Annotated in this window: 13 protein-coding genes; 2 read left to right on the top strand and 11 right to left on the bottom strand. The window is 72.5% G+C overall.

The window, feature by feature from the left end:
* Nucleotides 1-14 precede the first annotated feature (14 nt).
* The 8 genes from ACFY10_RS10965 to ACFY10_RS10930 form a co-directional block, all read right to left on the bottom strand.
* Entirely contained in the window at nucleotides 15-1,391 is a 1,377-nt protein-coding gene (locus ACFY10_RS10965; protein WP_390664742.1) for an MFS transporter, read from the bottom strand.
* On the bottom strand, nucleotides 1,388-2,191 hold the full coding sequence (locus ACFY10_RS10960) for an ABC transporter ATP-binding protein (RefSeq protein WP_390664741.1): 804 nt from the start codon (nucleotides 2,189-2,191) through the stop codon (nucleotides 1,388-1,390). Before ACFY10_RS10960 ends, ACFY10_RS10965 begins: the two co-directional genes overlap by 4 nt.
* Nucleotides 2,188-3,270, bottom strand: coding sequence for a FecCD family ABC transporter permease (locus tag ACFY10_RS10955; protein ID WP_390664740.1), 1,083 nt, complete (start codon nucleotides 3,268-3,270; stop codon nucleotides 2,188-2,190). Before ACFY10_RS10955 ends, ACFY10_RS10960 begins: the two co-directional genes overlap by 4 nt.
* 2 nt (nucleotides 3,271-3,272) lie before the next feature.
* Nucleotides 3,273-4,352 carry an ABC transporter substrate-binding protein gene (locus tag ACFY10_RS10950; RefSeq protein ID WP_390664739.1) on the bottom strand — a complete coding sequence of 360 codons (1,080 nt, stop codon included), beginning with the start codon at nucleotides 4,350-4,352 and terminating at the stop codon, nucleotides 3,273-3,275.
* 156 nt (nucleotides 4,353-4,508) lie between these two features.
* Nucleotides 4,509-5,141: a sigma-70 family RNA polymerase sigma factor gene (locus ACFY10_RS10945; protein ID WP_390664738.1), complete on the bottom strand. Its 633-nt coding sequence runs from the start codon at nucleotides 5,139-5,141 to the stop codon at nucleotides 4,509-4,511.
* A gap of 152 nt (nucleotides 5,142-5,293) precedes the next feature.
* Entirely contained in the window at nucleotides 5,294-5,941 is a 648-nt protein-coding gene (locus ACFY10_RS10940) for a hypothetical protein (protein WP_390664737.1), read from the bottom strand.
* Between the two features lie 159 nt (nucleotides 5,942-6,100).
* Nucleotides 6,101-6,613: a copper chaperone PCu(A)C gene (locus tag ACFY10_RS10935; protein WP_390664736.1), complete on the bottom strand. Its 513-nt coding sequence runs from the start codon at nucleotides 6,611-6,613 to the stop codon at nucleotides 6,101-6,103.
* The gene (locus ACFY10_RS10930) at nucleotides 6,610-8,859 is read right to left on the bottom strand and encodes a heavy metal translocating P-type ATPase (protein ID WP_390664735.1); all 2,250 of its coding nucleotides are present in this window, start codon (nucleotides 8,857-8,859) and stop codon (nucleotides 6,610-6,612) included. The genes ACFY10_RS10935 and ACFY10_RS10930 overlap by 4 nt, the downstream gene beginning before the upstream one ends.
* A 350-nt stretch (nucleotides 8,860-9,209) precedes the next feature.
* On the opposite strand from ACFY10_RS10930, the gene ACFY10_RS10925 reads away from it, so the two are divergent.
* A complete protein-coding gene (locus ACFY10_RS10925; protein WP_390664734.1) occupies nucleotides 9,210-10,082 on the top strand; it encodes a hypothetical protein in 873 nt (290 codons plus the stop codon).
* Here the strand turns inward: ACFY10_RS10925 and ACFY10_RS10920 are convergent.
* The gene (locus ACFY10_RS10920) at nucleotides 10,075-12,168 is read right to left on the bottom strand and encodes an alpha-galactosidase (protein WP_390664733.1); all 2,094 of its coding nucleotides are present in this window, start codon (nucleotides 12,166-12,168) and stop codon (nucleotides 10,075-10,077) included. The genes ACFY10_RS10925 and ACFY10_RS10920 overlap by 8 nt on opposite strands.
* 137 nt (nucleotides 12,169-12,305) lie before the next feature.
* On the opposite strand from ACFY10_RS10920, the gene ACFY10_RS10915 reads away from it, so the two are divergent.
* The gene (locus ACFY10_RS10915; RefSeq protein WP_390664732.1) at nucleotides 12,306-12,935 is read left to right on the top strand and encodes a thiol:disulfide interchange protein DsbA/DsbL; all 630 of its coding nucleotides are present in this window, start codon (nucleotides 12,306-12,308) and stop codon (nucleotides 12,933-12,935) included.
* 34 nt (nucleotides 12,936-12,969) lie between these two features.
* Here ACFY10_RS10915 and ACFY10_RS10910 read toward each other — a convergent pair whose 3' ends face one another.
* Complete coding sequence (locus tag ACFY10_RS10910) at nucleotides 12,970-13,632, bottom strand: histidine phosphatase family protein (protein WP_390664731.1); 663 nt, start codon at nucleotides 13,630-13,632, stop codon at nucleotides 12,970-12,972.
* A 152-nt stretch (nucleotides 13,633-13,784) separates the two neighbouring features.
* A complete protein-coding gene (gene urtE, locus ACFY10_RS10905; RefSeq protein ID WP_390664730.1) occupies nucleotides 13,785-14,477 on the bottom strand; it encodes an urea ABC transporter ATP-binding subunit UrtE in 693 nt (230 codons plus the stop codon).

The raw sequence follows: 14,477 nt of genomic DNA, 5'->3' as shown, positions 1-14,477 counted from the left end.
CGAGCTCCAGGGGGTCAGTGGTGGGCGGTGACGGTCTGCTCGGGAAGTGGCGCAGGACGTCTGCCGGGCAACGCGAGCAGGGGTACGGCCAGACAGGCGGCGGTGGCGGCGAGCGCGAGGCCCGCGGTCGGAGCACCGCCCGTTCCCCAGGCGGCCGTGGCCAGGGCGGGGCCGAGGGTGAAGCCGAGGCTGCGGGCGAGTTGGACGGTGGAGCCGACGGTGGCGATGCGGTCCGGCGGGGCCGAGCTCATCACCAGGGCCTGGGTCGGGCCGCCGTTGAGGCCCATGCCGACACCGGCCAGTGCCAGCCGCCATGCCACCTGCCACGGGGGCCAGCCGTCGCCCAGCGGGACGAGCAGGAGCAGTCCGGCTGCGGTGAGGGCGGCTCCGGTGACGGCCACCGGGCGGGCGCCGTACCCGTCGGCCAGACGACCGCCGAGCGGGCCGGCCAGACCCATGCCGAGCGGGAAGGCGAGGACGACCAGACCGGTCGTCGTGGCGCTGACTCCGTCGTCGCGCTGGAGGTGCAGGGCTACGACGTAGTGCATCGCGGCGAAACCGGCAGCCAGCGCCAGCACCGCCCCGTGCGCCCGCCACAGCCCCGAGACGCGCAGCACGCCCGTCACCGGACGCCCGCCGGGGCCGCGCAGCCACCGCCACAGCGGCGGGACCGCGGCGCACACGAGCAGCAGCCACCACGGATCGTCCGAGGCCAGGGTGAACGCCAGCAGAAGCGCCGCCACGCCGGTCGCCACCAGCAGCGCATCCGCCGACGAGCGGCGATCCGGTCGTCGCAGCCGCCCGTCCCCGGGCATCGCCCGCCACGCCACAACCAGAGCGAGCAGGCAGAAGGGAATCTTCACGAGGAACACCGCATGCCAGCCGAACCGGTCGAGGAGCAGGCCGCCGACAGCCGGTCCGGTCACCGCGCCCAGCGGGCCGAGGGTCGCGGGCACGCTCATCGCCCTCCCCCGGGCCTCCGGCCGCACCGAGCGCATGGCGAGCACCGGCATCAGCACGAACAGCGCCGCCCCGAACACACCCTGCGCGAGCCGGGCGGCGATCAGCCAGGCCGCCCAGGGCGCGACGGCCGCCAGCGCGCTGCACAGGCCGAAGCCGGCAGTGGCGACGAGCACGGCGGACCGCGTCCCGACGCCGTCCAGCCACCGTCCTGCGGGCAACAGCAGGGCGACGACGGGCAGTTGGTAGGCGAGCACGGCCCACTGGGCTGTGGCCGCGGACACGTGCAGCCCTTCGGCGATGTCCGCCAGGGCCACGTTGACGATGTTCATGTCGAGCATCGCCACGAACGACAGCAGGCCCGCCACGGCCACCAGCAGCCAGCGATCCTCGCCGGGGGCTGCCCGGCCGGACTGTTCGTGATGTATCACCCGTGCGCACCTCGCCGTCGCGGGTGGGCTGCCGGTGCCCGGTGGTCGAAGGCGATCAGCGGATCCCCGGTCAGGGGGTGGTCGACCACCGCTGCCCGCACCCCGAACACCTCCGCCAGCAGGGCGGGGGTGAGGACTTCGCGGGGCGGGCCGGAGGCCACCACGGCGCCGTCGTGCAGTACATGCAGCCGGTCGCACACGGACGCGGCGGCATTGAGGTCGTGCAGCGACACCAGTGTCGTACGGCGTCGGGTGCGCAGCAGGGCCAGCAGCTCGACCTGATGGCGGACGTCGAGGTGGTTGGTCGGCTCGTCCAGGACCAGGACGTCGGGGCCCTGGGCGAACGCCCTTGCCAGCAGGACGCGTTGGCGTTCGCCGCCGGACAGGGCCGTGAACCGGCGTCCGGCGTACCCGTCCATGCCTGCATCGGCCAGAGCTCGCGCGACGATGTCCCGGTCGGCGGCGTCCTCCCCGGCGAAGGCCCGCTTGTAGGGCGTACGGCCCATGGCGACGACCTCGCGCACGGTCAGCTCGAAGTCGCTGCCCCGCTCCTGCGGGAGTGCCGCGACATGTCGGGCCGACCGGGCCGGCGCCATCCCCCGGATGTCGGCCCCGTCGAGCAGCACCCGCCCGGACACCGGCTTCAGATGCCGGTAGACCGTGCGCAGGAGCGTGGACTTGCCGCTGCCGTTGGGGCCGACCAGACCCGTGATCTCGCCCTCGGCCGCCACCAGGCGGGCGCCCGCCACGACCGTACGGCCCGCGTACGCGACCTGCAGATCCTCGATGTCGATCCTCAACTGCCGCTCCCCAGCCGCCGGTCCAGCAGATACAGCAGGGCCGGAGCCCCGATGAGCGAGGTGACCACGCCGACCGGCAGCTCCTGCGTGTCCATGGCCGTACGGCAGACGATGTCGACCACGACCAGCAGCAGGGCACCGAACAGCGCGGAGACGGGCAGGAGCCGGCGGTGGTCGCCGCCGAGGACCAGGCGGCAGACGTGCGGCACCATCAGGGCGACGAAGGCGATCGCGCCGGAGACGGCGACCAGGACGCCGGTCAGCACGCTGGTCACGGTGAACAGCTCGCGACGCAGCCGCGTCACGTCGATGCCGAGCCCGGCCGCCGTCTCGTCGCCCATCAGCAGGGCGTTCAGTCCGCGGGCGCGGGCCTGGAGCCACACTCCGGCGGCGGGTACGGCGACGGCGGGCACCGCCAGCAGTTCCCAGTTCGCCCCGCTCAGGCTGCCCATGAGCCAGAACAGCACGCTGTGGGTCTGCTGTTCGTCCCCGGCCTGGAGGACCAGGTAGCTGGTGAAACCGGAGAGGAACTGGCCGACGGCGACTCCGGCCAGGACCAGCCGCAGCGGCGCGAAGCCCCCGCCCCTCCGCGCCACCGCCCATACCAGGGCGAAGGTGGCCAGCGCTCCGACGAAGGCCGCGCCGGACAACCCGAGTCCCAGCGCACCGCCGGCCCCGAAGCCGAGCACGATCGCGGCGACCGCCCCCAGCGAGGCGCCGTTGGAGATGCCCAGCAGATACGGGTCGGCCAGCGGGTTGCGTACCAGCGCCTGCACGGCCGTACCGACGAGACCGAGGCCGGCGCCGACGAGCGCGGCCAACAGGGCGCGGGGCAGGCGGAGTTGCCAGACGATGAGATCGTCCGTGCCGGGACGTGGTGCCTCGCCGGACAGGCGGTGCCACACCACGCTCCACACCTCGCCGGGCGGAATGGAGGTCGAGCCCCAGGCAACGGCGGCCGTCAGCGCGGCCAGGAGTGCCACGCCCAGGACGGCTGCCAGTGGGCCTGCGGGCAGAGGGCCGCGTGTCTCTGCCGTCGTGGTCGCCGTGGTCTTCCGGCGTACCAGTGTGAAGGCCACGGTCAGCCGACCTTGCCGGGGTAGAGCGCCTTGGCGATGGTCTCGACGGTGTCGGCGTTCTCGACGCCCGCGATGGTGGTCTGCTCGGAGCCGATGCGCAGGAAGTGGCCCTCCTCGACCGCCTTCAGGCCCTTGGTGGCCGAGTTGGACTTCAGCCACTTCTCGGCCTCGTCGAAGGCTTCTTTGTTCGCCGCCTCGCTGCCCCGGTTGCGGATCCCGAGCTGGATCCAGTCCGGGTTCTTGGCGATGACGTCCTCCCAGCCGACCTGCTTGTAGTCGCCGTCGCAGTCGGCGAAGACATTGCGGGCACCGGCCAGGGTGATCACGGCGTTGGCGACCTGGCGATTGCAGGTGACGGTCGGCTGCTTGGTGCCGGCGTCGTAGTCGAAGAAGAAGTACGTCGGCCGAGCGCTCCGAGCCGCACCGCCGACCGCCCTCTGTACGGCGCCGACCTTCTCCTTCATCGCGGCGACGAGTTCCTTCGCCTTGCCGCTCGTACCCGTGACCCGGCCAAGGGCGGTGATGTCGGCCTCGACGGCGGACAGATCGGTCACCGCGCTCCTGCTCTGCGCCGCGCAGGCAGTGGACTTCAGATAGATGTGCTTGATCCCGGCGGCCTGGAACTCCTCCTCGGACGGCGTGTCCCCCATACCACCGCCCATGCTCATCCCGGCGAAGGTGTCGATGTACAGGTCGGCGCCGGAACCGAGGAGCTTCTCCTTCGGGATGACGGCCCGGCTGAGCACCTTCACCTTCTGCGCCTCGGCGTCCAGCGCACCGGGCAACGTGCCCTTGCCCGGCGGGAAGCCGGTACCGGTCACCTTGTCGCCCGCACCGAGACGGAGCAGCAGCTCCAGGCTGGAAGCGTTGCTGGTGACGATCCTCTCGGGAGCCTTGGTGAAGGTGGTCCCGGCACCCTTGCAGTCCGTGACGGAGACCGGGTACTCACCCGAGACCGCCTTCCCCGCGCCGTCGTCCGCCGTGCCGTTCCTTTCAGCGGCCCCGCCACCGCAGCCGGCCGCCAGCAGGCCACCCAGCACGACGGCCGCCGTACCGCCCCACACACGAGAACGAGAACGCATCGAACAACTCCCGGATCCACTCGGCACACGGGGCGAACCTCCGTCACCCGGTCCAGTAGTCGGGGCGAACACGGCCTGAGTTCCCGGCCGGTCGGAGATACCGAGTCCGCCGAGGGTGTCGGGGCGGCCGGCCCGACACCCTCGTACGAATGGAGCTCAGACCCCCGCCGGCGCGGCGGGCTCGGCCTCGTCCAGCAGGTCCACCAGGGTCGCCCGGGCGCGGGCCACGCGGGAGCGGACCGTGCCGATCGGGCAGTCGCTGACCTCGGCCGCCTCCGCGTACGGGAGGCCCACCAGCTGGGTGAGGATGAACGCCTCCCGGCGCTCGTCGGGCAGCGCGGCCAGCAGGTCGAGCAGGGCGATGCCGTCGTCGAAGCCGGGCAGGTCGCACGGTTGGGCCAGTTCCACGGCCAGCTGCCAGTCCGGTACGTCGGACAGGCGGGGCCGGGCAGCGGCGTACCGGTAGCTGTCGACGACCGCCCGGCGCGCGATGGACAGCAGCCATGCGCGCGCCGAGGAGCGGCCCTCGAAGCGGTGCAGGCTGCCGAGCGCACGCAGGAAGGTGTCCTGGGCGAGGTCGTCGACCGCCTGGGGATCGCCGCAGAGATGGGCGACATAACGCTGGACATCGCGGTGCAGAGCGCCGACGAACTGCTCGACGGCGTCCGCGTCACCGCCTCGGGCGGCCAGCGCCCAGGCGGTTATCGACTCATCGACAGATGCCGCTTTCTTCGTCTCGTTCGTCTTGTCCGTCTTGCTGTGCGCATCGGGCAGGGCAGAGGTGATCACCTGGTGTCCTTCTCGGGATCCGTGCACCGGACCGGGGCGCGCGAGGGCGCGGGCGGTCCGGTGGAAAAGGGGGAGACGGCCCTACGGCGCTTGCGCGGGCGTAGGGCCGGGGCCCGAGGCGCGGATGGGCGGCCCCGGGAAACCAGCTGTCGTCAGATGACAGCCGTCTCCGCCGGAGGCCCCCGGGAGGTGATCGCGTGGACGAGGAGACGAAGGCTCGGTGCCCGGTCCGAGCGGGGGCGACGCGGGCGGACGCGCGGACGGTCCGGGGCGGCGGGCAGCGCCAGCAGCAGCCGTAGCGGCGCCGCCAGCCGTCCGGCCACCGCCCGCAGGATGCGGAACGCCGCCTTTTCGCCGTAGGCCAGCCACAGACCGGTCAGGAGCGCGGCGAGCAGGTGGGCGGCGAGCATGCCGGACGACATACCGCCGCCGTCCATCGAATGACCGACGTGCCCCATGTGATCCATGCGGCTCATGTCCATGTGCCCCATGTCCATGGAGTCCATCCGCATCGAGCCCATGTCCGCGGAGGCCGACCCGCCCGATGCCGACTGCGCGAGGGAGAACGCCTCGTGGAGCACCGTCTGGACGACGACCACGACCGTGATGATCAGCGGCAGTCCGCGTTCCCGGCCCGCCAGGCCCCAGCCGACGACGCCCGTCCCGGCCGCCCCGGCGACCAGCGCCCAGGCGGGCACATGGCTGCCGGACATCATGACGTGACCCAGGGCGGCGAGCAGCACGCATACGGCCGCGAACACCGCGGCCCGTACCGTGCGAGAACACCACCCTGCTGTCATGGCGCCTCATCCTCGCATCCGGGCGTCGGCCGTCATGCGGGGGTACGGATATCCACAGGGGAACACACTCAATCCACGGAGTGTGATCCAGACCACGACAAGGAGCTGGAACCGGCCCGGAGTTCCGTCCGACTTCTGGTGGAGAAGGGGGGTGCCCGCTCACGACCTCGGCCGGATGACCACCGCGAGAGTCTCGACCGACCCACTGCGCTCGAACCGCAGCGTGAAGGGCACGAGGTCCCCGGCCCGCATGCGCGCCTCGGCTGTCAGCGTGACGTCCAGGCCGTCCGGCGACATGGACACTTCGCCGCCCGCGGGGACGGCGGCCGAGGACACGTCGGCCCTGGCAGCGACCCCACCGCCGATCATGCGGTGTCGGCTGAGGGTGATCCGCCCGCTCGTGGCGGAGGAGGTCACCCCGACCAGCCGGTCGTCCGCCCCGCCGAGGTTGGTGACGTCGAAGAAGGCGGCGGTTTCCGTGGTGTTGCCGTACGGCAGGAAGATCCGCCCGTTCGACACGGCGACCCGGGCCGGGCTGCCCGCCTTCCCCGCACTGACCCAGGTGGTCAGCCCGCCCAGGGCGACACAGCACGCGGTGACGGGAGCGACCGCGGCGAGGAGGGTGTCGGTGAGACGGCGACGGGTCGGCCGCCAGAGGGACTGGTGAGTCATCGGGTACGCCTCCGTGCGGCGGCAGCGGGCGAGGGCTGCCGACCGCGCAACCGCAGGCTGTTGCCGACCACCAGCAGCGAACTGGCCGACATCGCGGCCGCGGCGAGCATCGGGTTGAGCAGGCCGACCATGGCGAGCGGCACGGTCACGACGTTGTAGCCGAAGGCCCAGACGAGGTTGGCGCGGATGGTGCCGAGCGTGCGCCGGGCCAGTCGTACGGCGTCCGCCAGGGCTTCGATGTCGCCGCGTACGAGGGTCACGTCGGCGGCCCCCATGGCCACGTCGGTACCGCCGCCCATGGCGATGCCGAGATCGGCGCCGGCGAGTGCCGCGGCGTCGTTGACGCCGTCGCCGATGACCGCGACCCGGCAGCCCTGCTCCTGCAGGTCCCGTACGAGGCCGGCCTTGTCCTGAGGGGTGCAGCGGGCGTGCACTTCGTCGATGCCCAGCGCCTTCGCGACGGCGCGGGCGGGCGCCTCCCGGTCGCCGGTGGCCAGCACCGGCCGTACGCCCAGGCGCCGCAGCCGGTCGACGGCCCGATAGCTGCCGGACCGTACGACGTCGCCGACCTCGATCAGGGCCTCGGCCACACCGTCCACGTACACCAGCACCGGTGTGTGCGCCACGGTCTCATCCACCGACAGTCCGGCGGGCAACTCGCCGTCCGGCGCAAGGACTTCGACGAGCCGTCCCTCGACGCGGCCGCGGACCCCCTTGCCGGGCAGGGCGCTGAACTCGTCCACCTCGGGCAGTCGCTCGCCCGACTCCCGGCGGGCGTACGCGGCCATGGCCCGCCCCAGCGGGTGCTCCGATCCCTGCTCGACGGCTCCTGCCAGCCGCAGCACCGCATCACGACCGAGACCGTCCGCTACGACGGTGATCCGGGCGACGCTCATATGCCCCGAAGTGAGCGTGCCGGTCTTGTCCAGGACGACGGCGTCGAGGTGCTGGAGTCCCTCCAGGGCCTGCGGACCGGTGACGAGGACACCCAGTTGGGCGCCGCGCCCGGTGGCGGCCATCAGCGCGGTCGGAGTGGCCAGGCCGAGCGCGCACGGGCAGGCCACGACCAGGACGGCGACGCACGCGGTGATCGCCGCCTGCGGATCGGCACCGGCGCCCAGCCAGAACCCGAGCGCCGTGACGGCCAGCGCCAGCACCACGGGGACGAAGACCCCGGCCACCGAGTCGGCCAGCCGCTGCGCCTTCGCCTTGCCGGCCTGCGCCTCGGTCACCAGCCTGGTGATCCGGGCGAGTTGGGTGTCCGCGCCGACCGCGGCGGCCCGTACGAACAGCAGCCCACCGGCGTTGACGGCCCCGCCGACCACGGCCGAACCGGGCCCGACCTCGACGGGTTCGGACTCTCCGGTGACCAGGGACAGGTCCACGGCCGAACTCCCCTCCACCACCTGCCCGTCGGTGGCGACCCGCTCGCCGGGGCGCACGACGAAGACCTGCCCGACGGCCAACTCCTCAATGGGGACGAGCCGTTCGGAACCGCCCTCCCGTACGGCGACCTCCTTGGCGGCGAGTCGGGCGAGCGACCGCAGCGCCGCCCCGGTGCCGCGCCGCGCCCGAGCTTCCAGGAACCGGCCCGCGAGCACGAACAGCGGTACGCCGACGGCCGCTTCGAGGTAGAGGTGCGCGACGCCGTCCGAGGCGGACGGCACCAGGCTGAAGGGCATCCGCATCCCGGGGTTGCCCGCGCCACCGAGGAAGAGCGCGTACGCCGACCAGGAGTAGGACGCCGCCACACCCAGCGAGACCAGGGTGTCCATGGTCGCCGCGGAGTGCCGCAGGCCGCGCACCGCCCGCGTGTGGAACGGCCACGCGCCCCACACGGTGACCGGCGCCGCGAGCACGAAGCACAGCCACTGCCAGTTGCGGAACTGGAGCGCGGGCACCATCGACAGCACGAGGACGGGCACGGAGAGCAGCGCGGTGACCAGCAGACGGTCACGCTCCCGCCGGGCGTCCGCGAACTCCGTACCCTCCTCGGGCTGTTGCTGCTGCGGCGGCTCGGGCAGAGCGGCCGTATACCCTGCCTTCTCGACCGTGGCGACGAGCTCGTCCGGACCGATCTGCGGCGGATGGCTCACCCGGGCCCGTCCGGTGGCCAGATTGACGGTCGCCGTGACCCCGTCCAGCTTGCCGAGTTTCTTCTCGACGCGCTTCACGCAGGCCGCGCAGGTCATGCCGCCGACGGTCAGATCCGTCGTGACCAGGGCCGTCATCGGTTCGGCGCCCATCAATTGCTTCCCCCGTGCATGTTCCCCATCTCGCCGTCCGTGCTCCCGCCGCCTCCGGTGCCGCCACCGCCCCGGCTCGTGCCGGTGCCGTGCATGCCGGGTGCGACGGGCCCTGCGGAGGTGCCGACGGCGTAGGACACCGCGAATATCAGGGCCAGGAGCAGAAGGAAGCCGCAGAGGGCGGGCGGGGGTGCCGGTTTCCGAAGCGCCGCACCCGCATCGGAGGAGGATTGCCGTGACTCGTCCACGCTTCAGGAGTCGGAGCGTCCAAGTACGGAGTTCCGAGGCCGAGGTGTGGTGCGCGTCACGGAAATCTGACTGACTGAAGCCGACCGGAGAAAATCAAGCCCATGCCCGCCTCCCCCGCCCCTCTCGCCTCCTACGTCGAGACCTGGCACCCCGATCCGGTCACGGACGGAGACGCCCTGCCGCCCGGTCCGGCGGCTGCCCTGTCGGCGCTGCTGGACCTCCCGGACGCCGCGGCCACGGCCGGTGACCCGCTGCCCCCGCTGTGGCAGTGGCTGTACTTCCTGCACTGGCCGCCCCAGCAGGCCCTCGGCCCGGACGGGCATCTGCGCGACGCCCGCTTTCTGCCTCCCGTCCCCAGCCGTCGGCGGATGTTCGCCGGAGGACGCTGCACGATCAGCGAGCCGCTGCGCCTCGCCGAACCGGCGGAACGCGTGAGCAGTCTGGCCGCGGTCACCCCCAAGCAGGGCCGCAGCGGCGAGCTGCTGTTCGTCACCGAACGCCAGGAGTTCCGGCAGCGGGGCCGTACCTGCCTGGTCGAGGAGCAGGACATCGTCTACCGCTCGGGCGACGGCTCAGCGCCCCGGCACCCGGCCACACTCGACGACTCCGCCGTACCGGAGGCGGAGGGTCCGTGGCGGCTGCGCCTGCGGCCGGACGAGACCCTGCTCTTCCGCTTCAGCGCGCTCACCGCCAACGCCCACCGCATTCACTACGACACCCCGTACTGCCGTGACGTGGAGGGCTATCCCGGCCTCGTCGTCCACGGCCCGCTCCTGGCCCTGCTGATGCTGGAGCTGGTCCGCAGGAACGCCCCGGAGCGGGAGGTGCGGTCGCTGTCCTACCGGCTGCACCGGCCGGCGTTCCTGGGTGAACACCTCCTCGCCGACGGCACACCCTCCGACGGACACGCCCGACTGCACATCGCCACCCACCGCGAGGACCGGCACGCGAGCGCCGAGGTGAGCTTCACCTGAGCCGGAGGAGGACGGCCGTGTCGGGGCGGGGCAGACGGACGGTGAGCGTGCCTTCCGCCGCGTTCCACCGTGCGGTGCTGTCGGACGCGGCGGGGTGGAGCACGTCCGGCCGGAGCCGGGCGCCCCGCAGGTGGGGAAGGGTGAGCTCGCAGCTCGTTCCGCCGGCGGACCCGCGGCGCCACACCGTGACGAACGTGGACTCCTGACCGCGCAGCCCGTGGGCGATCCAGGTGTCGTCCCAGCCCGGCAGCCCCAGCGGCCAGAAGGGGTGTGCCTGGGCGATCTGCGGCCGGATGTCCTTGTACACGCGCAGCGCCGAGCGTACGAGGGCGCACTGGTCGTCGTTCATGCGGTCGAGGAAACCGGAGAGATGGACACGGCCGAGCAGCGCCCCGGCGAGGGTGAAGGCGATCTCGTCGAGGGTGTGGCCGGGCTGCGGGTAGGCCCACACGGCGGCCTGCTCGGGGGTCACGGCGGTGGCGGCCGCGGCGGCGATCGGCGGGTAGCGCAGCAGGTCCTGCTGGTCGCTCGTGGACTGCAGCTGGGCCACCGCCAGCTGGGCGTAGTCCATGCGCAGGCCGCCCGATCCGCAGTTCTCCAGGACCAGGCCGGGGTGCCGGTCCAGGACGGCGGCCATCCAGTCGAGGTGGGCGCGGTGATGTCCGAGCAGTCCGGCGCCCGGGCTCTCGAGGCCGTTCTCCGTACCGGGGCCGATGTTGATGTTGTAGTCGAGCTTGAGGTACCCGACACCCCACTCGCCGACCAGCCGGTCCACGACCGAGTCGAGATGGGCGCGCGCCGCGGGGTGACGCAGGTCCAGGTGGTGCCGGCCGTGTTCGGTGACGCGGATGCCCCCGCGCCGGAAGAACGCCTCGGGCGGCAGGGTGCGGGCCAACGGGCTGCGCACACCGACGACTTCGGGCTCCAGCCACAGCCCCGGGGTCATGCCGTGCCCTCGGACGGCGTCCAGGACCTCCTGGATGCCGCCGGGGAAGCGCCCCTGGGCGGGCTCCCACGCGCCGACGGCGTCCCACCAGCCCTGGGCGTCGTCGTCGTACCAACCCGCGTCGACGACGAAGACCTCGGCGCCGGCCGCCCCCGCCGCCTCGATGAGCGGCAGGAGTTTCCTGGTGGTCGGGTCGCCCATGAGGGTGTTCATGTAGTCGTTGTAGATCACCGGGAGTGTGCGGTGGTCGGGGTGGTCGCGGCGCAGACCGCGGCGGTAGTCGGTGAGTTCACCGAAGGCGGCGTCCAGCCCGCCGGCCTCGGTGCGGACGAGCGCGGCGGGAACGGTGTGGAACTCCTCGCCGGGTGCGAGGGTGTGCTGCCACTGGTGGTGGGCGTCGTCGGGGCCGAACAGGGCGACGTAGGCAGCGCCTTCGCGTTCACCGGTCTCGAAGCGCCAGCCCGCGCTGGACTCGATCTGCCACAGCCAGGCGCGTCCGTCCGGGTCGGTGAGTGCGCCGACGGGGAGGTGGCGGCCGGTCGACCAACTGCCCTGCGAGCAGCGCTCGAAGCAGCCGCGCCCCTCGTGTCCGTGGGCGGACCGGCTGAGCGGGACGACCTGGTCGCGGAAGGCGGCCCGCCGCCAGCGGCATTCGGCGAGCCAGTCGTTGTCGGCCCAGTGCAGGGTCAGGCCTTCGGTGCCACCCTCGGCGCCGGCGATGCCGCCGAGGGTCAGGGTGGTCACGCTCTCCAGCCGGAGCGGCGCGCTGCCCTCGTTGACCAGGCGCACTCGCGCGCGCAGGAAACCGGCGCCCGGGCTCGTCTCCAGGACGACGTGGACGGCCAGTTCGGTCACGGGGTCCGCCAGCCGGATCGTCGTACGCGCCCGGCTTCCGTCCGCGGCCGTGTCGTGGCCGCGGTAGGTCAGACGGTCGCCGATGGCCGTCTCGATGAAGCGTTCGCCCGACCACAGGCGTCCGTGGCCGGTGGCGGTGACCTCGACGAGGGGGATCAGGGCGGCCCAGTCCTGGTCGGGCGTGCCCAGCCTGACCGAGCCGGTGGCGTCCACGAAGGCGTGCAGCCCGAGCTCCGGGTGCGACCAGAGGCGGGATCGCCCGGCTGTTTTGACGGCAGCGGTCAACGCGCATTCCCCTTCCGGGACGGTTCTGCATCCTGACCCTGTCGGGCGGTCCGATCGAGGGACATTGCGAGTGTCCGCGAGGGACATTGCGAGTGTCACCGAGGTGCACCGAGACGCGGAGCGCCAAGGTGGCCGCCATGAAGAAGAAGATCATGCGCTTGTTCGCGCTGTCGACCGTCCTGACCTGTCTGCTCGGCGCCGCCGATGGCCAGCCGAAGGAGGGCGAGCAGTACTTCAAGCTCAAGCACCGGGTCACCGGTGTCGCCGCCCGGGAGGTGGCGGAGGTGTTCTACTACGACTGCCCGCACTCCTACGAGCTCGAGAAGCCGCTGGAGGACTGGGCCGCACAGCAGAGTCCCGCGGTGAAGGTGGTGCGGATCCCCGCGGTCTGGGCGGACCAGCCCGACATGGTCGCCTACGCCCGCCTGTTCTACACGCTGGACAAGCTCCACCTCGCGGAGAAGGAGGCGCTTCCCGTGTTCCAGGCCGTGCGGGACCAGGGCAAGGACCTCACCTCCGAGCAGACCGTCGTGAGATGGGCGGCCAGAGAGGGGCTCGACGTGGCGGCGGTACGGGCCGCCTACACGTCCAAGGAGGTCGACGCCTCCGTCGAGGCGGCACCTGCGCTCCGTGAGCACTACCAGGTGACCGAGATGCCCACCGTGGTCGTGGGCGGGCGCTTCCGCACCACCCCGATGCTGGTCGGCAGTGCCGAGGACACCGTCACGGTGCTGGACCACCTCTACCGCACGTCAAAGGGCCGCTGAGCCGCGGTCGAGGCGGTCGGGGGGCTCCGGGAGCTCAGCGGTAGGTGAGCAGTCGGCGGCCGTCGCCGGTGAAGTGGGCATGGTCGTTGAAGGTGAGGAGGCTGGTCCCGGAGCCGCCCACGACGAGGGTGGTGACGGAGGCGTTGACGACGACGCGGTTGAGGGCGACCACCGAGGCGGGCGGCAGGGACAGCAGGGTGCCGCAGAGCGCGGCGAGGACGCCGCCCGAGGTGACCACGACCGCGTCGCGGCCCTGGCCGAGGGTCGTGGACAACTCGGCCAGCGCCGCGGTCGCGCCGCTCGCGAACGCCGTCCAGCCGGCCGGGCCCGTCTCGGCGGTGTCCTCGATCCACCGCCCCAGGGCGCGGTCGAGGACCACCTGCACTGCGCGGGAGTCCGCCTGGTCGTCGGGCCGGGGGTGCTGGGGGTAGCGGGACAGCAGGGCGGTGTGGTCGTACTCGTTCCACCGCGGGTCCTCGGGAGAGGGCCCCTCGAATCCGGCCGCGTCGGCGAGGAGCCGGGCCGTGTCGCGCTGGCGGGTGAGTGTCCCGGAGACGACATGCGGGTCGCGCAGCCCGCGGCGGGCCAGCTCCCGGCCGACGGCGGTGCCCTGTTCGCGGCCGAGGGCCGACAGGGCGTCGTAGTCCTGCGCGCCGAAAGAGGCCTGGCCGTGGCGGACGAGGCAGATGAGCGGCATACGAATGTTCCTGCTTCCCGGCTTTTCGGCGGTCGGTGCGGTCGATCGTCAATACGACGACGTCCGTCAAGGTAGTTGACGACCGGGCGCCGGACTGTGGTCGCCGATCCCCAGCACCCGGCGTCACGGGGTGCCGCCTCCCGGGGACCCGGTCACACGCTGAGTGCCGTGCGCACCGCCTGTTCCGAGTCGGGGCCGCCCTCGCCGGAGGAGGTGACCCGGCCGGCTTCGAGGACGTAGTACCGGTCGGCCGCGCGCATCGCGAACCCGACGTGCTGCTCGACCAGGAGGACCGAAAGTCCGCCGCGCCGGGCGAGGGCGAGGACGGTCTCCTCGATCTCGGCGACCACGGAGGGCTGGATGCCCTCGGTCGGTTCGTCGAGCAGCAGCAGCCTGGGGCGGGTCACCAGGGCGCGGGCGATGGCGAGTTGCTGACGCTGGCCGCCGGACAGCAACCCGGCCCGGCGGCCGGAGAGTTCGCGCAGGACGGGGAAGAGGTCGAGCGCCTCGGCGATCGCCTCCTTCCCGTCCTTGCGCCCGTCCGCGACGAGCTGGAGGTTCTCGGCGGTGGTGAGGTGCGGGAAGGACTGCTGGCCCTGCGGGACGTAGGCCATGCCGCGGGCCACCCGCTGGTGGGGTGAGAGGCGGGTGATGTCCTCGCCGTCGAGCAGGATCGTCCCGCCCTTCGGTTTGATCAGGCCCATCGCGGTGCGCAGCAGGGTGGACTTGCCGGCGCCGTTGTGGCCGAGGACGGTGGCGACGCCGTCCTTCGGGACCGACACGCTCACGCCGTGCAGGACGGGCGAACGGTCGTATCCCGCCCGGATGTTGCTCAGCTCCAGCAT

Origin of the sequence: Streptomyces sp. NPDC001401 (assembly GCF_042895385.1) — a bacterium.
Classification (GTDB): Bacteria; Actinomycetota; Actinomycetes; order Streptomycetales; family Streptomycetaceae; genus Streptomyces.
Note: the sequence above shows the minus strand (reverse complement) of the source record. Positions and strands in the feature narration are given on the sequence as shown.

Coding starts and splice junctions, on each gene's coding strand:
- ACFY10_RS10950 (WP_390664739.1), bottom strand. CDS start 4,352: ATGCGTTCTCGTTCTCGTGTGTGGGGCGGTACGGCGGCCGTCGTGCTG.
- ACFY10_RS10940 (WP_390664737.1), bottom strand. CDS start 5,941: ATGACAGCAGGGTGGTGTTCTCGCACGGTACGGGCCGCGGTGTTCGCG.
- ACFY10_RS10935 (WP_390664736.1), bottom strand. CDS start 6,613: ATGACTCACCAGTCCCTCTGGCGGCCGACCCGTCGCCGTCTCACCGAC.
- ACFY10_RS10930 (WP_390664735.1), bottom strand. CDS start 8,859: ATGGGCGCCGAACCGATGACGGCCCTGGTCACGACGGATCTGACCGTC.
- ACFY10_RS10925 (WP_390664734.1), top strand. CDS start 9,210: ATGCCCGCCTCCCCCGCCCCTCTCGCCTCCTACGTCGAGACCTGGCAC.
- ACFY10_RS10915 (WP_390664732.1), top strand. CDS start 12,306: ATGAAGAAGAAGATCATGCGCTTGTTCGCGCTGTCGACCGTCCTGACC.
- ACFY10_RS10910 (WP_390664731.1), bottom strand. CDS start 13,632: ATGCCGCTCATCTGCCTCGTCCGCCACGGCCAGGCCTCTTTCGGCGCG.
- urtE (WP_390664730.1), bottom strand. CDS start 14,477: ATGCTGGAGCTGAGCAACATCCGGGCGGGATACGACCGTTCGCCCGTC.